22 protein-coding genes are annotated in these 17794 nt (G+C 64.9%); 8 read left to right on the forward strand and 14 right to left on the reverse strand.

The window, feature by feature from the left end; all coding sequences use genetic code 11:
* Positions 1 to 5: 5 nt before the first annotated feature.
* The gene (locus E6C64_RS19425; protein ID WP_332908225.1) at positions 6 to 917 is read right to left on the reverse strand and encodes a cation diffusion facilitator family transporter; all 912 of its coding nucleotides are present in this window, start codon (positions 915 to 917) and stop codon (positions 6 to 8) included.
* Between the two features lie 84 nt (positions 918 to 1001).
* Here E6C64_RS19425 and E6C64_RS19430 point away from each other — a divergent pair, with 84 nt between their 5' ends.
* Positions 1002 to 1586, forward strand: a complete 585-nt coding sequence (locus tag E6C64_RS19430; RefSeq protein WP_233255588.1) for a hypothetical protein — start codon at positions 1002 to 1004, stop codon at positions 1584 to 1586.
* Here the strand turns inward: E6C64_RS19430 and E6C64_RS10540 are convergent.
* The 10 genes from E6C64_RS10540 to E6C64_RS19095 all read right to left on the reverse strand — a co-directional run bounded on the left by E6C64_RS10540 (position 1556) and on the right by E6C64_RS19095 (position 10281).
* Positions 1556 to 1921: an ArsR/SmtB family transcription factor gene (locus tag E6C64_RS10540; RefSeq protein ID WP_136427436.1), complete on the reverse strand. Its 366-nt coding sequence runs from the start codon at positions 1919 to 1921 to the stop codon at positions 1556 to 1558. The two genes, E6C64_RS19430 and E6C64_RS10540, sit on opposite strands and share 31 nt — an antisense overlap.
* A 240-nt stretch (positions 1922 to 2161) precedes the next feature.
* Complete coding sequence (locus E6C64_RS10545; protein ID WP_136427561.1) at positions 2162 to 3097, reverse strand: arsenic resistance protein; 936 nt, start codon at positions 3095 to 3097, stop codon at positions 2162 to 2164.
* A gap of 196 nt (positions 3098 to 3293) precedes the next feature.
* A complete protein-coding gene (locus E6C64_RS10550) occupies positions 3294 to 3620 on the reverse strand; it encodes a hypothetical protein (RefSeq protein WP_136427437.1) in 327 nt (108 codons plus the stop codon).
* A 237-nt stretch (positions 3621 to 3857) separates the two neighbouring features.
* Positions 3858 to 4658, reverse strand: a complete 801-nt coding sequence (locus tag E6C64_RS10555; RefSeq protein ID WP_136427438.1) for a motility protein A — start codon at positions 4656 to 4658, stop codon at positions 3858 to 3860.
* 128 nt (positions 4659 to 4786) lie between these two features.
* Positions 4787 to 5536 carry a cytochrome c biogenesis CcdA family protein gene (locus E6C64_RS10560; protein WP_369122743.1) on the reverse strand — a complete coding sequence of 250 codons (750 nt, stop codon included), beginning with the start codon at positions 5534 to 5536 and terminating at the stop codon, positions 4787 to 4789.
* 46 nt (positions 5537 to 5582) lie between these two features.
* Positions 5583 to 6215 carry a TlpA family protein disulfide reductase gene (locus tag E6C64_RS10565; protein WP_136427439.1) on the reverse strand — a complete coding sequence of 211 codons (633 nt, stop codon included), beginning with the start codon at positions 6213 to 6215 and terminating at the stop codon, positions 5583 to 5585.
* Positions 6212 to 8275 carry a bifunctional copper resistance protein CopD/cytochrome c oxidase assembly protein gene (locus E6C64_RS10570; RefSeq protein WP_136427440.1) on the reverse strand — a complete coding sequence of 688 codons (2064 nt, stop codon included), beginning with the start codon at positions 8273 to 8275 and terminating at the stop codon, positions 6212 to 6214. Before E6C64_RS10570 ends, E6C64_RS10565 begins: the two co-directional genes overlap by 4 nt.
* Positions 8272 to 8970, reverse strand: coding sequence for a DsbA family protein (locus tag E6C64_RS10575; protein WP_136427441.1), 699 nt, complete (start codon positions 8968 to 8970; stop codon positions 8272 to 8274). Before E6C64_RS10575 ends, E6C64_RS10570 begins: the two co-directional genes overlap by 4 nt.
* Positions 8967 to 9554, reverse strand: coding sequence for a M23 family metallopeptidase (locus E6C64_RS19090; RefSeq protein WP_158437830.1), 588 nt, complete (start codon positions 9552 to 9554; stop codon positions 8967 to 8969). Before E6C64_RS19090 ends, E6C64_RS10575 begins: the two co-directional genes overlap by 4 nt.
* Before the next feature lie 301 nt (positions 9555 to 9855).
* Positions 9856 to 10281, reverse strand: coding sequence for a hypothetical protein (locus E6C64_RS19095; protein ID WP_158437831.1), 426 nt, complete (start codon positions 10279 to 10281; stop codon positions 9856 to 9858).
* 155 nt (positions 10282 to 10436) lie between these two features.
* Here E6C64_RS19095 and E6C64_RS10585 point away from each other — a divergent pair, with 155 nt between their 5' ends.
* The 3 genes from E6C64_RS10585 to E6C64_RS10595 all read left to right on the forward strand — a co-directional run bounded on the left by E6C64_RS10585 (position 10437) and on the right by E6C64_RS10595 (position 12154).
* Positions 10437 to 10799, forward strand: coding sequence for a DUF6804 family protein (locus E6C64_RS10585; protein WP_332908226.1), 363 nt, complete (start codon positions 10437 to 10439; stop codon positions 10797 to 10799).
* A 108-nt stretch (positions 10800 to 10907) separates the two neighbouring features.
* A complete protein-coding gene (locus E6C64_RS10590; RefSeq protein WP_269846379.1) occupies positions 10908 to 11783 on the forward strand; it encodes a cation diffusion facilitator family transporter in 876 nt (291 codons plus the stop codon).
* Between the two features lie 65 nt (positions 11784 to 11848).
* Positions 11849 to 12154 (forward strand): ArsR/SmtB family transcription factor, encoded by a 306-nt coding sequence (locus tag E6C64_RS10595; protein WP_233255564.1) that lies wholly within the window; start codon positions 11849 to 11851, stop codon positions 12152 to 12154.
* A 69-nt stretch (positions 12155 to 12223) separates the two neighbouring features.
* On the opposite strand, the gene E6C64_RS10600 is transcribed toward E6C64_RS10595, so the two are convergent.
* Both E6C64_RS10600 and E6C64_RS10605 read right to left on the reverse strand, forming a co-directional pair.
* The gene (locus E6C64_RS10600; protein WP_233255565.1) at positions 12224 to 12682 is read right to left on the reverse strand and encodes a signal peptidase II; all 459 of its coding nucleotides are present in this window, start codon (positions 12680 to 12682) and stop codon (positions 12224 to 12226) included.
* A gap of 151 nt (positions 12683 to 12833) precedes the next feature.
* Entirely contained in the window at positions 12834 to 13127 is a 294-nt protein-coding gene (locus tag E6C64_RS10605) for a TFIIB-type zinc ribbon-containing protein (protein ID WP_136427563.1), read from the reverse strand.
* Between the two features lie 169 nt (positions 13128 to 13296).
* Here E6C64_RS10605 and E6C64_RS10610 point away from each other — a divergent pair, with 169 nt between their 5' ends.
* From E6C64_RS10610 to E6C64_RS10620, 3 genes are all read left to right on the forward strand, one after another.
* Positions 13297 to 13662: an ArsR/SmtB family transcription factor gene (locus E6C64_RS10610; RefSeq protein ID WP_136427447.1), complete on the forward strand. Its 366-nt coding sequence runs from the start codon at positions 13297 to 13299 to the stop codon at positions 13660 to 13662.
* Entirely contained in the window at positions 13662 to 14441 is a 780-nt protein-coding gene (locus tag E6C64_RS10615; RefSeq protein WP_136427448.1) for a cation diffusion facilitator family transporter, read from the forward strand. The genes E6C64_RS10610 and E6C64_RS10615 overlap by 1 nt, the downstream gene beginning before the upstream one ends.
* A 121-nt stretch (positions 14442 to 14562) precedes the next feature.
* Positions 14563 to 15381: an ankyrin repeat domain-containing protein gene (locus E6C64_RS10620; protein WP_199241013.1), complete on the forward strand. Its 819-nt coding sequence runs from the start codon at positions 14563 to 14565 to the stop codon at positions 15379 to 15381.
* 152 nt (positions 15382 to 15533) lie between these two features.
* Here E6C64_RS10620 and E6C64_RS10625 read toward each other — a convergent pair whose 3' ends face one another.
* Entirely contained in the window at positions 15534 to 16466 is a 933-nt protein-coding gene (locus tag E6C64_RS10625) for a hypothetical protein (protein ID WP_136427449.1), read from the reverse strand.
* A 115-nt stretch (positions 16467 to 16581) separates the two neighbouring features.
* On the opposite strand from E6C64_RS10625, the gene E6C64_RS10630 reads away from it, so the two are divergent.
* On the forward strand, positions 16582 to 17784 hold the full coding sequence (locus tag E6C64_RS10630) for a site-specific integrase (protein ID WP_332908227.1): 1203 nt from the start codon (positions 16582 to 16584) through the stop codon (positions 17782 to 17784).
* The last annotated feature ends 10 nt before the right edge of the window (positions 17785 to 17794 follow it).

Genomic DNA, 17794 nt, shown 5'->3' on the forward strand with positions numbered 1-17794 from the left:
GAAAGCTACTGGACAGCGGCCGAACTACGGGCCGGACGAAGCTGAACGCCGTCGAGATTTGGCAACGCATGGCCGAGGCGGTGTTCGGCCTCGGCCATCACCACCGCGACCTCCGTCAGGGTCATATCGTCGAGCACGACAGACGCTGCACCCTGCAGCCGATGCCCCACCCAGCGCAGCTGGAGCTGGTCGACGGCCCGCACTCCCGGCGTGGCCCTGAGAGCCGCCTCCGCCTTCTCAACCAACTCAGGTTCGATGCCATCCATCAGCCGACGCCCGATAGACCGGACCGTTCCCCAGAGCAGCACGAGGATGGCGACAGAGATCACTATTCCCACGATGGGGTCGGCGAGGGGGAATCCGAGCATGACCCCGACTGCGCCGACGACGACCGCGAGGGAGGTGAACCCGTCCGTCCGCGCATGGACGCCATCGGCGACGAGGGCGGCAGATCCGATGCGTTGCCCGACGCGGATTCGGTAGATCGCCACGACTTCGTTCCCCGCGAACCCGATCACACCAGCCGCGACCACCCACCACAGGTTCTCGATCGGCTGCGGATTGAGAAGCCGGACGATCGACTGCCAGGCTGCGACGAGCGCCGAGGCAGCGACCACGATGACGATGAAAAGACCGGCGAGGTCTTCGGCCCTACCGAAGCCGTAGGTGTATCGCCGCGATGCGGCACGTCGCCCGAGGTTGAAGGCGATCCACAGGGGTACCGCGGTCAGGGCGTCAGAGAAGTTGTGAATGGTGTCAGCTAGCAGCGCCACCGAGCCTGAGATCAGGACCACCAGCAGCTGGAGAACTGTGGTGCCGAGCAGCACGAACAGGCTGATCTTGAGCGCACGGACACCCTGGGCACTCGCTTCCAGTGCGTCGTCGACCGAATCGGACGCGTCGTGCGAATGCGGCACGAACAGGCCGTAGAGGAACCCTCGAAACCCTGTCGGGTGTGAATGGCCCTCCGCCCCGTGGGAATGCGCTTCCGAGCCTTTTCCATGGTGGTCGTGGCCATCGTGCTCGTGCTCGTGCTCGTGCTCGTGCTCGTGCTCGTGCTCGTGCTCGTGCTCGTGCTCGTGCTCGTGCTCGTGCTCGTGCTCGTGCTCGTGCTCGTGCTCGTGCTCGTGCTCGTGCTCGTGCTCGTGCTCGTGCTCGTGCTCGTGCTCGTGCTCGTGCTCGTGCTCGTGCTCGTGCTCGTGCTCGTGCTCGTGCTCGTGCTCGTGCTCGTGCTCGTGCTCGTGCTCGTGCTCGTGCTCGTGCTCGTGCTCGTGCTCGTGCTCGTGCTCGTGCTCGTGCTCGTGCTCGTGCTCGTGCTCGTGCTCGTGCTCGTGCTCGTGCTCGTGCTCGTGCTCGTGCTCGTGCTCGTGCTCGTGCTCGTGCTCGTGCTCGTGCTCGTGCTCGTGCTCGTGCTCGTGCTCGTGCTCGTGCTCGTGCTCGTGCTCGTGCTCGTGCTCGTGCTCGTGCTCGTGCTCGTGCTCGTGCTCGTGCTCGTGCTCGTGCTCGTGCTCGTGCTCGTGCTCGTGCTCGTGCTCCGAGTGTCTATGCAGGGAGGTCATTCCAAGGCTTCCGACTGCGAGTGGTGATGGCGGGGCGTACCGCCCAGGGAATGCTCTGCCTGGAAGATCGCATCCGACACGAGACGGTTCGCGTGCTCATCGGTGAGCCGATAGAAGACGCGGGTCCCGTCCTGCCGCGTGGTGACCATTCGCGTCAGCCTCAGCTTGGCGAGGTGCTGCGAAACCGCGGCCGCTGACTTATCGACCGCCTCCGCGAGCTGATTCACGGAACGCTCGCCATCTCGCAAAGCGAGGATCAACCGAACGCGCGTCGCGTCGGCCAGCATCGCGAACACTTCCACCGCGAGTTCCACGTTTTGACTGTCTGGGCTCCGTCCGCACATCTGCTTATCTGCATCCATACGCAGATTCTCACACACTCGTCTTCCGGGAGCCCTGCTATTCGTCGTGGGCGGTAGAGGACGTCAAGTATTGGCGGCGACGCCGCCCTGTGTGTCCAAAGCAGGTGATCTTGCGGTGCTCGCCTATCGCGCGATCCGTTTCAATTCAATCAGGATCGACAGTCACGCTCCTTCTCCCATTTCGATGCTGGGCACTGAGCAATAGCCGGAAGTGTCGGCGTTGGTTCCGTCCTCAATGCGCTACCGGACGAGACGGGGTACCAGCTTCACGAAGGTGAGCATGCCCATCAGCTCGATGAGGGTCTGCGTGACGACGGCAAGTGGAGCGAGATCCAGGCTTGCTGGGAGAGCGAGGGCGAGGGGTAGGACGACCAGCGAGTTCCTCGTCGCGCCGGAGAACACCAGTGCCCTGCTCGCCGCCACATCCAATCGTGCGACCCGTGCCGTGGCGATACCGACGACCAGCATGACCGCGAGGAAGGCTACATAGATCGGGACGACCAGCAGCAGCTTCCCCAGGCGCTCTCCGACCGCGCTGATCTGAGACCCGATGACCACGGCGAGCGTCGCCATCATCAGGGGAACCATTGCCGTTTGCGTCACCTTCTCGATCCGCACGCCGACCTTCGAGCGCGCAGCGACCCACTGCACGAGTGCCGCCGCCGCCAGGGGAAGGGCGATGAGGAACACGAAAGCCTCGACGAAAGGCAGGATCTCGATCGAAGAGATCGCGGCCGCCCCGGCGAACAGCAGGAGGTAAGCCGGCAGCAGGAGGATCTGCACGAGCATGAGCAGCGGTGCCGCCGCCAACAGGCGGTCCTTCGCACCGCCGGCGATGCCCGCGAACACGATCACGTAGTCGATGCACGGTGTCGAAAGGACAAGGACGACGCCGATGAGCAGGGCAAGATCAGCCGAGACGAATCTCGACAGCCCGAACACCACGATGGGGACGGCGACGAAGTTGAGCGCCAGGATCGCGGCCAGGAAGCGCACGTCGCGGAAGGCGCGTCCGATCCGGGAGAGCGGCACGCCGAGGAAGGTGGCGAAGAGCAGCAGTCCGAGGACGGGGTTGATGCTTGCGGCGAGGACCGAGGCGGACTGAGGAGCTGCGATCCCGCCGATGACGCCAACCGCGGTCGCCGCAAGATAGAGCCAGATCTGCCGGTGCTCCATCCAGCGCACCGCAGTGGTCACCTGGCCACCCTAGGGGCCTGGTTGGCCCAGATTCGCTTCGCTTCGCGCTTCGAGCACCGTCGCACTGCCTTCTTCACCCAGACCGAACTTCGCTGCACTGGGGATTGTGTTCGCGACAAGATGCTTGTGATTGGAAAAGATCGCTGCCGCAACATAGACGGGTTCGGGGCTGGAGTCAGGCGGCGGAGTCGTTGCCTGCATCGGCATCGCGGGCTCTCTCTGCTTCGGACTCCAGCTCCTGCCGCAGACGCACGCGCCGAACCCGACGCACCATGTCGAGGACGAGGAGCACCGTGACCGCGGCGATCCCGAAGGTCACGATGAATCCGAACGGGCCTGGTGTGATCAGCGTCTCGTCGAATGGCATCGGGGTCGGAGTTGGAGTCGGGGTGGGAGCAGAGGGCGATTTCGGGGGCGGAGTGGGCGCAACGGCGATCACTGCCTCTGCGGCTGAAGTCAGCTCGATGCCGGCGAGGAACACAGCGGTTGCGAGGGTCAGCATGGAAGCGAATCCACTGCGCACCCGTCAGCACGCGCCCGGGTACCCCACGCATTCGAACCATGCTCGACGGCCTTCGCCTGCAGTGCAGTGCGGATGGTGAGGCTTCCCATGGCGGTCCACCCGATTGCGAAATGTTGACTCACGCTGTCGGTGTCCTCTCGGGTTCTGTCGATCGTGCGGGAGTACCCAACGGGCACGGTGGAAGGCATGGCTCCTGCCGGAGCGAGCAGCGGCTGCCTAGGCGACACTTTTGACCTTGTCCGGGCGCGCTGCATTCCGGGCGCCGGCGTGTTCGCTGGCGGGGATCATGGCGAGGAGCCTCTCGCTGAGCAACCTGGGTTGACTGCCTGCTTGAAGGGCCATGATGCCCTCGATCAATATGGTGAGCCGTTCGGATTCGAGCGAGGTGATCTTCGTGATCCGGCCGCCGATCGGGAGCCAGAGGAAGTTGGCCGTCATGACGCCCCAGAGGGTGGCAACGAACGCACCGGCGATGGAATGTCCTAGGGTGTCCGGCTGATCCAGGTTCTCCAAGACATGGGTGAGGGAGACGACGGTTCCGATGATGCCGATGGTGGGCGCGAAGCCGCCGAGCGAGTTGAAGAACTTCGACGCGTTCTGCCCGGTGCGCTCCATACTGCCGGCTTCGTCTTCGAGCATGATCCGCAGGTCGTCAGCATCGACACCGTCGGCGATGTTCTGCAGCGCCTTCTTCAGGAACGGATCCTCGATCTTGGCGGCCTCGGCCTCCAACGCGAGCAGGCCGTTCTTGCGGGCGATCTCGGCCAGCTCGACGACCTGGTCGACCGCCGCGCGCGGGGCCTGCGTCTTGCCCTTGACGTAGCGCGGCAGGCTCTTCAGCGCCGCCAGTGCGTCTTTCATCGTCGTGCTGGCGAAGCCGACGCCGAAGGTGCCACCCAGGACCAGGATCATCGGCGCGGGGAGGATCAGCGCCGAGATGCTCGCCCCTTCGAGCGTGATCATCGTGATGAGTGAGGCGAAGGCGAGGACAATGCCGAGAATCAGTGCCGGATCCATCAGAGTGCCCCCTCGGCCGTGCATACGTCGGCGGCCGGCGTCGGCGGGGGCTCGGGCAGTTCGGGTCTCGTCATGGGCGATGCCTCTCCTACGGATGGTTGATTCGGGTGATTCATGCGGATCTGGGCTCAGACGATGGGACGGAATCCGAGGATCCAGCCCTGAATCGCGTAGATGATGAGGTTCCAGAGCCCGGTTGCCATCAGTACGCCGAGCAGCAGCAGGAGTGCGCCGCCGATCAGGTTGATAAGCCGGATGTGGCGTCGGATGAAGTCCGTCGCTCGGGTGAACCAGGTGAAGGCGAGGGCGGCCAGTAGGAAGGGCACCCCGAGACCCAGGCAGTAGGCGGCGGCGAGCACAGCGCCGCGTCCTGCGGAGCTGCTGGAAAGTCCGAGCGCTAAGACGGCGCTGAGCGTTGGGCCGATGCAGGGCGTCCAGCCGAGTCCGAAGAGGATGCCGAAGATCGGAGCGCCGGCAGTCCCAATCGAGGGCATCCAGCGGGCGCGGAGGGAGCGTTGAAGGGGCTTTATTAGGCCGATCAAGACGAGCGCCATGATGATCACAACGATGCCGAGTATCCGGGTGAGCAGGGCCTGCCAGCGGATGAGCCACTGCCCGAGGGCGCCGAATGCGGCTCCATAGCTGACGAAAACCGCCGAGAAGCCGAGGATGAACAGGGCGACCCCGACAACGGTGCGGCGTCGGCTGCGAACGTCGGAGTCGGCTGTGCCGGATATGTACGCGAGGTAGCCCGGCAGCAGGGGCAGCACGCAGGGCGAGGCGAACGAGACGAGGCCCGCGATCATTACCAGTGGGATCGCGATGAGAAGAGTGCCGGAAAGTGCGGAGTTGGCGAAGAAGGAGCCGATCTCATTCACGATCGCTCACCACCCGTCGCGTTCGGGCCGAAAGCAGAGCTGACTCTCATCGCGAAGGTGATTGGGCAGGCGACGACTGAAGATCCTCGTCGAGCACGGCGCGAACGAGCGAGCGGAGCGTGCCCTCCTGGACGGCGCCGAGCACGCGGGCAGCCGGACGACCTTGTCGATCGAGGACGACGGTGGTGGGCACCGCGGAGGGAGTCATCTCTCCGGCGAAGGCCAGGACGACACCGGCGTCCCTATCGATGAGCGATCGGTACTCGACGCCGAATCGCTCGGCGAACGTCTGGGCGACGGATGCCTCGTCACGCACGTTGACGCCGACGAACTGCACGCCTTCGTCCCCGAACTCTTCGGAGAGCGCCTGGAGGATGGGTGCTTCGGTCCGGCACGGAGGGCATGCTGCGTACCAGAAGTTGACGACGAGGATGCGGTCGTCGACCTGGGTGGAGTCGAAGCTCTCGCCGTACTCGTCGGTGCCGGTGAAGCGGATCGGATCGGTGCGGTTCTCTGGAATCACCTCGAGCACGGTTCCGTCGCCGGCGACATAGTTGCTCCCAGCGACGGTCTCGCCGTCGGCTGCGGCGGCGCAGCCACTGAGCGTCAGAGCAATGAACATCCCCGCCACCGCGATCGCGCCACCGCGTCGTCTGCGCGTCGTCGTCGGCCCGCTCATGGGCGTCCCTTGAGTCGGTTGAGCATCTGGTTGTAGGAGCGCAGCTCCGCGTCGTCGGTTCGATCGGCGCTTCGATCCACGCGGCGCGATTCGCGCTCGTCGCTACGGTTCCACTGAAGGGCCACGATCAGTGCCAGGGCGAGTGTGGGGACTTCACCGAGCCCCCAGGCGATTCCGCCCGCGAGGAACTGGTCCTGGAGGGCATCGATACCCCAGTCCGCGGCCACGACCCCGTACCAGTCCGGCAGCAGGACTTGTGTGGCGCCCATCAGCGAAGTGCCGAAGAAGCCATGGAATCCCATGGTCGCCATCAAGATCAGCAGACGAACCGGGTACGGGAACCGGAAGGAGATCGGGTCCCCGTCGACCATGCTGAGGGCGAAGAGGTAGCCCACGATCAGGAAGTGTGCGGTCATCCATTGGTGTCCGATGGGATCGCTGAGGGCCCAACGGAAAAGCGGCGTGTAGTAGAAGACGACAAGGGATCCCGCGAAGGCGACAGCGGTGACGAGGGGGTTGGTGGCGAACCGGGTGACGCGAGAGTGCAAGAGGTAGAGCAACCACTCGCGCGGGCCGTTGCTGTCGTCCTGGCGCTTCTGGAGGGTCCTGAGCGCGAGGGTGATCGGCGAGCCCAACACCAGTAGGACCGGAATGGCCATGCTGAGGGTCATGTGCGAGAGCATGTGGACGCTGAAGAGGAAGGCGCCGTAGGCGTTCGCGACGCCGTTGGTGACGTAGGCGAGCACCAGTAGCCCGAGCAGGAAGCTGATGGTGCGTCCGATCGGCCATCGGTCTCCTCGGCGGCGGAGTCGGCGCACACCTGCGAGGTAGAGGCCGCCGGCGAATGCCGCGATGAGGGCCCATACGGGGTCGATGCTCCAGGCGTTGAACACGCTGTCGAAGGTGAATGGCTCCGGCAGCCGTTCGCCCGTGACGCGTTCGGTGGCGGTTCGTGCCGGGCTCTCGTCTCCTTCCGGCGGTGAGGTGCCGGCCAGTGCTGCGGCGAGTCCGGAGGCGATGCCCATGAGGACGAGCTCGAAGAGGATGAGGGCTGCCAGGAGGCGAGCGGAGCGTCCTGGCGGTGCCGAGCGGATCAGTCGGGTGAGCCGTCGCCGCTGCGCCCAGCCGAGTGCGCCGAGCAGGATCAGGCAGACGGCCTTGATGATGACGATCGCCCCGTAGACGGATGCGAAGTCCTCTGGCCGAGCCAGCCGGTAGGTCGCGCTGACCAATCCGGAGAATGCGACAAACACGAAGGCCGCCCCGGCGATCGCGGAGAAGCGCTGGAGGATCTGGTCGAACTGTTCAGGGGTGGCGGCTCGGCGGACGGCGACGAGAGCGATCAGTCCCCCTACCCAAACTGAGGCGCCGGCCATGTGCAGCCACATCGAGCTCGAGGCGGCGGAGTGGCCGCTCGATCCCGCAGCGTGCCCCTCGAGAGCGAGCGGGGCGAGCGCGGCGAGGGAGATCACGGTGAGGATTGCGACGAGGCCCTGACGGCGGGTGACGAAGCAGACGACCGCGAGGATCGAGGCGACGACCACTGTGATCAGCCAGGCACGCCCGAGGGAAATGGTGAGCAGGAACTGGACGAGCGCCGGGATGAAGACGTCGGCGCGAAAATCGCCGGCTATGGAGAGGAAGGTGAGGACGGCGGCGAGAGCGCCGGTGCCTGCCCAGGAGGCTGCGGAGAGGGCGGCGACGTCGAGCAGGCGCTGGAACGCCGGGGATCGGCGCGGCACGGCGATCGCGGCCATCAGGAGCGCGCCGATGGTGCTGGCACTGGCCAGATTGGTGAGTGCCTTGATGATCGGCAGTCCGAGCTGCACGTAGAGCGGCGGGAGGAAGGGCAGTCCACTGTTCTCTGCGCTTGAGGCTGCGGCCGCGAGCAGGGCCGCAATGATCGCGATCACGAGGGCGAGCAGGATCGTTCCGAAGACGAACAGGCGGTCCCGCCTTTTCAGCCGCGAAAGCGACCAGCCGCGGGGCGGATCCGTAAGCGGTGATCCCAGGGTTGGCGACCGTTCACTCGACGAGGTCGGCGCCCGTCTGATGCTCATTGCCGCACCGCTACATCAATGGCTGCGATGAACTCATCGGTCGTGGAGACCTCGAGCTTTTTCCCATCGAGGAAGAAGGTGGGCGTTCCGGTCACGTCGAGGGCGAGACCGTCCTGCTGGTCGACCGCCACCCGTTCTTGCAGCTCGGAGTCGACGATGTCGGCGTCATACTGCGCCATATCCAGTTCGAGCTCCACGGCGAGGTTACGGAACACCTCGGGGGTGGACTCCTGCTTCTCGCCCCAGCCGCTCTGCGTCTCGAAGAGTCGGGCGTACATCTCCTCGAATTTGCCCTGGCGCGCGGCTGCTTCCGCCGCGTAGGCGGCGTTGTAGGAGTTGCGGTGGCTCTGGATCGGGAAGTACCGGACGATGAAGGTCACCTGATCGGCGTACTCCTCGCGGAGCTGCTCCACGAACGGGTACGCGGCCCCGCAGGATTCGCACTCGAAGTCGAGGAACTCCACCAGGGTCGCCGAACTCAACTCAGGATCCGAGAGCCGGTGGCTGGTGTCTCGGATGAGCGCCGGACCACCGTCCAGCTCAGCCGGCACGTTCTGAGCGTTGTTGACCGTGACGACGACGCCGGTCAGCACGATCAGCGCCGCGGCAATGGCGATGCTAATAAGAACCTGCGCACGTCGCGACAGAGGCCTGCCTCGCTTCGCTGCCCGCTTGACTGCCGGCTTCGTGCTCATCGGGGAGCCTTTTCGTTGAGCCACCGATACGGGTCGATCGGGGTCACGCCCTCGTCCCACAGTTCGAAGTGCAGGTGCGGTCCTGTGGAGAGGCCGGTGTCGCCGACCCGGCCGAGCATCTGTCCGGCGGTGACGGTGTCGCCTTCAGAGACCTGGAGGGAGCCGAATTGCATGTGGGCGTAGAGGCTGCTGATCCGCTGGCCGTCGACGACGTGATCGATCACGGCGTAGACCCCGAACCCGGAGTCCGACGATCCCGTCTCGCGTACCGTGCCGAGCGCGACGGCCTGGATCGGGGTTCCGGCGCCGGGGACCATGTCGAGGCCTCGGTGGTAAGTCGAGCATCCGGAGCATGGAGCGGGACGTGGGCCGAAATCGTCGGACAGCGCGACATACTGCGGGAAGGGCCAGTTGACAATCGAGCCCGGCTCGGTGGCCGAGAAGGTATCGCGTTGGAATGCGGCGACCGCTCCGTCCGTCACGACGAGGCCCTGACTGTCGCCGTTCGCGTGGGTGATCTCGTTGACGGACGGGGACGCGATCGTTCGGATGTCAACCGCCGCAGCCGGGACGGTCGTGGTCATCGTCAGGCACGCGGTGAAGGCGAGCGCGAGGAGCAGGTGCAGCCGCCTGGCGGGCGTGCGTGTTCGGCTGGAGTGGTAGCGGCGGCCGAAACGGTCGGACCGGCGATCACTAACCCGACGCGCGGACCGCCGCCCGCGCAGCTGCGAGGGCTCGGGGACGATGCGAATCGGCCGGGTGGGAATGTGGTTGGTTGACGTTCGCGAATACACCACGGAACTCTCGTGAGTCCGGAGGATCTCAAGGATCTCCGAAGGTCGGCAAAGCGGGCACATGCTCGAGCGGTGCTCGAGAGTGTGCGGCTCAGATCCGGCTGACTCCGAGGGCGGGAAGGTCGACGACTGCGGCGCGGAGATGCGCTCGCGAGACGGGTAGTACGGGGTGGCCCACCGTGGCATCAAGCGTGTCGTGCTCGGCCGCTGCGCGACGTGCGGAGCGGGCCAAGAGCAGGATCACCGCGATGCAGATACATCCGAGCAGCGCACATTCGAGCAGGCCCTGTTCACCGAGCGACTGTCCTCCGGACATCAGCTCGAAGCCGTCCGAGAACGATTGTTCGTCGCCTGCGTTGATCGCTTCGGTGTCGGCCACAAGCGCTGTCGTGACGGCCGGCAAACCGGCCGAATGAGCTGCGGCCCGTTCCGAAACCTCGTGCCCGACGAAGAGCGCGAGACAGATTGCGATGCCCGCGGTGAGTGCGACGAGGAGGCGTGCCCAGGGGGTCTGCATGGCTTGCATGAATCCTCCCTCACCGCTTGTCGGCCGTCGTTTACGCACTCAGGATAGCCTGACGCCTCCATGCGACCGCGGAGGACACCGCCGTCGATACGTCCCGAGTGCGGTCTGATCGGCCGTTTGGGCGTCGGATGTGACGAGGAGATCGAATGACGACCACCCGCCGAGCGACAGCCCAGGAGTACTTCCGTCCTGCCTTCCTCCCTGCACTCCTGCTAGCGGTGACGCTGGTCGTCGGCCTTTTGACGCAGCATCTGGGCACCGCGACCGTGATCCGCTTCATCGCGTGCGCGCTGGCTCTGATCGTGGTCGTCTTCGCCTGGCAGGCTCGCTCCCATGTGTGGATCGTCGCCATCGCGGCGGTCGCGGTCCTCTGGAATCCCGCGTTTCCGTTGCCCTTCTCCGGGGTCGGCTGGGACGCAGCGCACGTCCTGGCCGCCACCATCGCCATGGCCGCAGCATTATTTGTGCGGCAGCGGATGGAAGGCACGAGTGTTCGCGCGAGCCGCTGATCTTCCATGCATGACTTGACGAGGGCACCGGCGCAACTATCATGTGAATATGTGTTCATATAACAAAGTCGGCGGACTTTGATGGGCGAGGGTCACTCGCACGCGTCGATGGAATCGGCAGGTGGGCGCCACCGGCGGCCCCTCGCAATAGCGTTCGCGCTGACGGCCAGTTACATGGTCGTCGAGTTCATCGTCGGCTTCTCGGTCAACTCGCTGGCGCTCATCTCGGACGCAGCCCACATGGGCACCGATGTCATCGGCCTCGGCCTGGCACTCGCGGCGGTCACCCTCGCGGCGAGGAAAACCTCGACTCAGCGCACGTACGGCCTCTACCGCCTCGAGGTGCTCGCGGCGCTGGCTAACGGGGTTCTGCTCTTCGGAGTCGCAGGCTTCGTTCTGTTCGAGGCGATCCGTCGATTCGGCGACCCACCGACGGTTCCCGGCATGCCTCTGCTGATCACCGCGGTCATCGGCCTGGCGATCAACCTCGTGAGCTTCCGACTGCTGATGAGCGGATCCAAGGAGAGCCTGAATGTTCGAGGCGCCTATCTAGAGGTGCTCGGCGACCTGATCGGCTCGGTCGGCGTGATCGTTGCGGCGATCATCCTCGCAACGACGGGGTGGCCCTACGCGGACCCGATCATCGGGGTCGGCATCGGACTCTTCATCCTCCCGCGGACGTGGAAGCTGACCCGGCAGGCCTTGCGGATCCTGCTGGAGGCAGCCCCCGAGGGCGTCGATGTCGAGCGGATCACGGCCGACGTCGCCGCGATTCCCGGCGTCGAGGCCGTTCACGACCTGCATATATGGACCATCACATCAGGGATGGACAGTGCCAGCGGACACGTCGTTGTCGCAAAGGGCGCCGACTACGAGAGCGTGCTCACCGAGGTCCAAGCCGTGCTGCGCGATCGCCATAACATTGCTCATGCCACCATCCAGTGCGAGCCCGTCGCATTCGGCGAGACTCGAGGGCCGATCTGAGCAGAGGGGTGCCGATGATTGAGAGAGCTCGATCCGACGACTGGTCACAATCGTCGCCTGCGGTGATGCAGCTTGCGGACGTCTTCGATCTACTGGGAGACCCGAGCCGTCTAGCCATCCTCATCACCCTGTTAGGTGGAGCGCGCAGCGTGGGGGATCTGGCAAATTCAGCCGGCCTTAGTGATTCCGCCACCTCTCACGCGCTGCGGTTGCTACGAGCCCATCGTGTTGTCTCGGCGAGAAAAGAAGGGCGGATGGCCTTCTACGCAATCGCGGACGATCACGTGCGCGAGTTGCTGGAACTTGGGTTGGAGCATGTTCACCACACCGAGCTGCTCCATTCCACGCCGGATGGCGAGCTGCATCGCTGAGTCCCGTCGCACCTCTTCGTGAGCCACGAGTTCGTTATGTTCCGCGTACCACGGGCTGTTTCGGGTCCCTCAAGTGTCCCCCGTCTTTTCAGTGCGATGCGGTCGAGCGTTTGGCGAACTCCGTAGTAATCCGAGAAGCCCTAGCCCGACGCCGATGGCGAGGGCCACGTCAGCGATATTGCCGATGAATAGAGAACCGTATGCAATGAAATCGGTGACCTCACCGCGCCCAAACGCTGGTGCATGGAACAGTCGGTCGAGAAGGTTGCCGACCGCACCCCCTCCGATGATCCCGATGACAGTTGCCCACCCCAGAGACCTTGTCCTGAGTGCGGCGACGACCAACGCGACCGTGGCCAGAAGCCCCAAGACGGTGAGTGCCCACGTGCTCTCCGATCCGAGGGAGAGAACTGCCCCCGGATTGTATGCAAGCTGCAGCCCCAGGAGATCCCCGATGAGCGGGACGCGCTCGGTTTGACTCAACTGACTCTCTGCCAACCGCTTGGTCGCTTGGTCGATCAATGCCACGCTGAACGCCAGGGCTGACGCGACCGCAGCAATTCGACCTCGCCCCGCTGGATGCGCCGCAGGGGAGAGTCGCGGCCGAGAACCTGCACCGAACACCAGACTCCGATCATCTAGGTTCCGACGCGCAAACGCCGGGGGCGACGGGAAATGGTCAGCCGAAGATGTCCCCCAGCCAACCCTCCTTGCGGCGGCCGGAACGACCTGTCGAGTGCTCACCTTGCCTATTGCCGGAATGACCGCCGTCATGCCCGCTGCGATATCCGTCGTCATTACGAGATCGACCCAAGTTGTCGCGACCCGGACCCTGCTCGGCGGCGGCGCGCTCCACTATCTTGTCGAGCTCGCCACGGTCCAGCCATACGCCTCGACACTGAGGGCAGTAGTCGATCTCTACGCCGGAGCGTTCAGACATGACCAGCATCGATGAGTCGTTCGGGCACTGCATGAGGTCTCCTTTGTCGCGACGGGAACATTCGTTCATCTGCACATACGAACATATATTGCAGATCTGAGTTCCGACTGGGACTATCAGGTCTGCAAAGCGGACGGGTCAGCGGGCGCGCCGCCCACGATGGGTGCTCTCGTCATACAGTGTTCGCTGAATTCATGGCCTGATGTATTGTTTTTGCGTGCCCCCAACTCCCCTACTGCCGATCGCTGCATCGTTGACTCACACCGCTGCGGTCGCCCGCCTCGGCTATGCGCTCTCCGACTCGACCCGCGCCGGCGTCTTGCTCGCCCTGCGCGAGGCCCCGGCATACCCGTCCGATCTCGCTGACGCTCTCGGCGTCTCGCGCCAGGTCATGTCCAACCAGCTCGCCTGCCTGCGCGGCTGCGGACTCGTCGAGGCGGTGCCTGACGGTCGGCGGACCTGGTACCGGCTCGCAGATCCGCACATCGCGCCCGCGCTGGAGGAGATGCTGCGCGTGGTTCTCTACGTCGATCCGGACTGCTGCTCAGGATCGGAGTGCACCTGCTGATGACCACCACCGACACCGCCCGCATTCAACGCCGCAGCCAGCTGCAACGGCGTATCCGCCTCATCGTCGGCATCACCATCGCCTATAACCTGATCGAGGCGATCATCGCGATCAGCGCAGGGGCCGCCGCGTCTTCCGTCGCACTGATCGGCTTCGGCCTCGATTCCACGATCGAGGTCCTTTCCGCCGCCGCCGTTGCGTGGCAGTTCACCCGGCGCGATCCCGAGCGATGGGAGAAGCCGACCCTGCGCGTCATCGCGGTCGCCTTCTTCGCCCTGGCGGCCTACGTGAGTGTGACCTCGCTGATGGCGCTCTTCGGAGCGGTCGAGGTCGAGCACAGCACCCTGGGCATCGTCATAACTGCCCTGAGCGTGGTCATCATGCCCTTCCTCTCCCTCGCCGAACGACGTGCCGGTAGGGAGCTCGGATCCGCCACCGCGATCGCGGACTCGAAGCAGACGCTCATCTGCACTTACCTTTCGGCGGCCGTCCTCATCGGCCTGATCCTCAACAGCCTCTTCGGCCTGTGGTGGGCAGACTCGGTCGCAGCGCTCGTCATCGTTGTCTTTGCGATCCGCGAAGGCGTCGAAGCGTGGAAGGGCGATGCCTGCGCCACCTCGGTCGGCATGCTGCTTGATGACGACACGGACGAGGATCACCACCACGAGCACGAGCACGAGCACGAGCACGAGCACATTGATCGCTCACCCAGGTCCACAGTCGCGAGACGACTGAGCAGACCGCCCGCGCGACAACGGACGGAGAGGAGGCGATCATGACGGAATGCTGTGACACCAGCTGCTGCACCACGGCTTGCGCCGACGGCTGCATCTGCTGCTGACAACTCCACAGGATCCCGGCCGCCATCGGTCGGGATCCCGCTTTGCCCTCTGCGATCCTGTGCCCTTTGCGTTCAGCGACTGGCACTGGACACTGGTCCTTTACGGATACCGGTGTTTCGACGGGAGGCAGCAGGTGGTCACGATCGATACACGAGATCGACGGGCCGTCGATGCCGTCGCGGCGATTCACGCGGGCCGGACCGAGGAGCTGCGCCAGCTGCTCCGTACGCACCCCGAACTCGCAACCTCTCGCATCGGCGATGACGATCCGGACGGCATGAGCCGAACCCTGCTGCATGTCGCGACGGATTGGCCCGGCCACTTTCCCGACGTCGCCGACAGCATCACGACACTGATCGATGCTGGCGCGGAGGTCGACGCACGGTTCCGCGGCCCTCATCTAGAAACCGCGTTGCACTGGGCCGCAAGTTCTGACGACGTCGACGCGATCACCGCGCTGCTGGACGGGGGCGCTGACATCGATGCTCGCGGCGGCGTGATCGCAGGCGGCACACCTCTGGGAGATGCAACGGCGTTCGCACAATGGGCCGCGGCCAGAGCACTGATTGCACGGGGAGCGACCGCCGGACTTTTCGACCTCGCCGCGCTCGGCATGATCGCCGAGATCGTCGCGAACCTCGAGGCCGAACCAGAGACATCGATCGATGAGATCAATCACGCTTTCTGGTCTGCGTGCCATGGAGGACAGCTCGAGACGGCACGATTACTCAGCGATCGCGGCGCCGACATCGACTGGGTTCCCGGATGGGAACGAATGACCCCACTCGATACGGCAGCACGAGAAGGCGCGCATGACGTCGTTCGCTGGCTTCACGGCCTCAGCGCGCACACCTGTGCCGAGCTCGACAACTGCTGACGACCCGAACGCACTGCTCTGTGGAGCTGGCAAGACCTACTGGCGAGGACTGGTGGACACCGCGTCTCTGGCGTCCTCTTAGGCTGGCCGGCCCAGTAGCCGCGAGCGTCTGGCAGTAGACCTCATAACTCTCGAAGGAGCGCGGCACAGCTTCAGGAATTGGCGCCGCGACGTCGAAAGACGAGCACTCTGTTTCTTCCCGGCGGAAACACGAGGGTGTCGAGCGCGGTGCTGTCGTCGAGCTCGAAGTCGGTCTGCTCGCGATAGGTGGCCCAGTTGCTGGCTTCACGCTCGTCTGTGCTGGTGATGACGATGTAGGTCTCGACGGACGGGGCTACGAAGACGGACTTCTCGAAGGGATTCCCGGCGGGTGGCCAGGAGCAGATAGCGACGCGCGGCGCGAGCTTCTGCAGCGCTGCGCGGGCGTCGAACTTTTGGACGCTTTCGGGGTAGGAGACACTTCCCGACCAACTGAAATCGTCGGTGGCGATGACGGACGCGCCCTCCTCGTTGAGGAAGCCGGTTAGGGTGCCGTCCCCTGCGGCGATCTCAACGGCGTCGCGGCCGTCGATGATGCGGACGATGTTCTTGATGAGTGTGCGGGAGTAGAAGCAGTAGATGCCCTGCGGGCGCACGAGCGGCATGAGTCGATTGCGCTGCTTCGAAAGGCGCCAGACCAGCCCGAATCGCCCAAGATGGACAGGCTTGCGTTCAAGGTCCTTCTTGAACAGCGTGCGTTGAAGGAGGAAGCCGTAGATCAGTCCGAAGCGGATAGCCCCTTCCTGCACGCCGCTCTCGCGACGATCGCTGACCGAGCGGAGGCTGATGAGCACCATTCGCCGCTGGACGAGTTGACTCATGCGTGCAGCCTGCGGAAGCTGGCGGTCGCGACTCTGCCGTGCGGGTGTGGAGTATTGGCCGATGACCTCGTGCAGGCCTTGGGTCCCCTTGCCCTTCACGGCGTCGAGCTTGTCGGCGACTACGTTCCAGTCGCTGGGGAATCGTTCACACAGCTCGTCCAGGCTGGGCGAGGATTCCAGCCATCGCAGGGTCTGCTCGTAGGTTTCCTTAGTCTGCGCTGCCACGACGCCGAGCATAGGCACGAGGTGCTCGGCGAACCGGGCTGAAACTCCGATGGGGTGCACCTCGACCCCTCTTCGGCTACCGGTTCACGTAGCACGCGAGATCGCACAGGAGCGATTGTCTGCGGATCGCGCGATACTCGCGCACAGCGTCGCACGAGGCCCAACACATCTGGAGCATCCTTTGGCCACTATCGAGTCTTACGATTCATCGGCCGGCAAGCGTTATCGCGTCCGGTACAGGAAGCCCGATCACACTCAGACAACGAAACGCGGCTTCCGCACCAAACGCGAGGCCGAAGTATTCCTTGCCTCTGTCGAGTCGCGAAAGGCTGACGGCACCTACATTGACCCGTCGTCCGCGCGCGTGACGGTCAGGCAGCTCGGCTCTGCGTGGCTCTCGGGACAGACGCACCTCAAGCCGTCGTCGACCGCCGTCGTCGAGTCTGCCTGGCGTCTACACGTGGAGCCGGAGTGGGGTGCAAAGCTCATCGGCGAGATCCGCTACAGCGAGGTGCAGACCTGGGTTGCCGACCTCGCCCGTGGATCCGCGACCGACAAGCCGAAGTCGCCGGCTCTCGTTCTCCGCGCCCACGGCATCCTCGCCTCGGTCTTGGACGCGGCGGTCCGTGATCATCGCATCGCGGCGAATCCTGCGCGCGGCGTCGCGTTGCCCCGGAAGGTCGGCCGGGAGCATCGCTATCTCACGCACGAAGAGCTTCACCACCTGGCTCAAGCGAGTGGCCAGCATGCGACTCTGATCCGCGTGCTCGGCTACACGGGCCTCCGATGGGGCGAGGCGACCGGGCTGCGGCCTCGGGACATCGACCTCGTCCGCCGCCGGCTGGCCGTGGTGCAGAACGCCGTCCTCGTGAAGGGCGAGGTCATCATCGGCACCCCCAAGACCCACAAGCGGAGGTCGGTGCCGTTTCCCGCTTTCCTGCTGCCATCCCTCGAGGCGGCAATCGCCGGTCGCGAGAAGGATGACTTCGTCTTCGCTGATCTGCTCGGCAAGCCCCTCATCACCCCGACAACCCGCTTCAACTCATGGTTCGACAAGGCGCTCGAGAGCGCCGGGTTGCCGACCATGACGATCCATGACCTCCGCCACACAGCCGCGTCTCTCGCAATAGCCGCGGGCGCCAACGTGAAGGCCGTCCAGAAGATGCTCGGGCATGCCTCGGCAGCTATGACCCTCGACGTCTACGCGGACCTCTTCGATGACGATCTCGACTCAGTGGCGCACCGCCTGGATCAAGCCGCGACTTCCACAAGTGTGGTCAAAATGTGGTCAAACGAGAATCGGCCCGGGCCCAAATAGGGTCCGAGCC

The organism is Naasia lichenicola (genome assembly GCF_004801885.1).
Lineage (GTDB): Bacteria > Actinomycetota > Actinomycetes > Actinomycetales > Microbacteriaceae > Naasia > Naasia lichenicola.

What these genes read in the sequence shown, in the direction of transcription:
- E6C64_RS19090 (WP_158437830.1), bottom strand. Translation starts at nt 9,554, where the DNA reads ATGACCACGACCGTCCCGGCTGCGGCGGTTGACATCCGAACGATCGCG.
- E6C64_RS10540 (WP_136427436.1), bottom strand. Translation starts at nt 1,921, where the DNA reads ATGGATGCAGATAAGCAGATGTGCGGACGGAGCCCAGACAGTCAAAAC.
- E6C64_RS10605 (WP_136427563.1), bottom strand. Translation starts at nt 13,127, where the DNA reads ATGCAGTGCCCGAACGACTCATCGATGCTGGTCATGTCTGAACGCTCC.
- E6C64_RS10585 (WP_332908226.1), top strand. Translation starts at nt 10,437, where the DNA reads ATGACGACCACCCGCCGAGCGACAGCCCAGGAGTACTTCCGTCCTGCC.
- E6C64_RS19430 (WP_233255588.1), top strand. Translation starts at nt 1,002, where the DNA reads ATGGTGGTCGTGGCCATCGTGCTCGTGCTCGTGCTCGTGCTCGTGCTC.
- E6C64_RS10575 (WP_136427441.1), bottom strand. Translation starts at nt 8,970, where the DNA reads ATGAGCACGAAGCCGGCAGTCAAGCGGGCAGCGAAGCGAGGCAGGCCT.
- E6C64_RS10545 (WP_136427561.1), bottom strand. Translation starts at nt 3,097, where the DNA reads ATGGAGCACCGGCAGATCTGGCTCTATCTTGCGGCGACCGCGGTTGGC.
- E6C64_RS10555 (WP_136427438.1), bottom strand. Translation starts at nt 4,658, where the DNA reads ATGGATCCGGCACTGATTCTCGGCATTGTCCTCGCCTTCGCCTCACTC.
- E6C64_RS10610 (WP_136427447.1), top strand. Translation starts at nt 13,297, where the DNA reads ATGTATTGTTTTTGCGTGCCCCCAACTCCCCTACTGCCGATCGCTGCA.
- E6C64_RS10615 (WP_136427448.1), top strand. Translation starts at nt 13,662, where the DNA reads ATGACCACCACCGACACCGCCCGCATTCAACGCCGCAGCCAGCTGCAA.
- E6C64_RS10570 (WP_136427440.1), bottom strand. Translation starts at nt 8,275, where the DNA reads ATGAGCATCAGACGGGCGCCGACCTCGTCGAGTGAACGGTCGCCAACC.
- E6C64_RS10550 (WP_136427437.1), bottom strand. Translation starts at nt 3,620, where the DNA reads ATGCTGACCCTCGCAACCGCTGTGTTCCTCGCCGGCATCGAGCTGACT.
- E6C64_RS10590 (WP_269846379.1), top strand. Translation starts at nt 10,908, where the DNA reads ATGGAATCGGCAGGTGGGCGCCACCGGCGGCCCCTCGCAATAGCGTTC.
- E6C64_RS10595 (WP_233255564.1), top strand. Translation starts at nt 11,849, where the DNA reads ATGCAGCTTGCGGACGTCTTCGATCTACTGGGAGACCCGAGCCGTCTA.
- E6C64_RS10565 (WP_136427439.1), bottom strand. Translation starts at nt 6,215, where the DNA reads ATGAGCGGGCCGACGACGACGCGCAGACGACGCGGTGGCGCGATCGCG.
- E6C64_RS19095 (WP_158437831.1), bottom strand. Translation starts at nt 10,281, where the DNA reads ATGCAGACCCCCTGGGCACGCCTCCTCGTCGCACTCACCGCGGGCATC.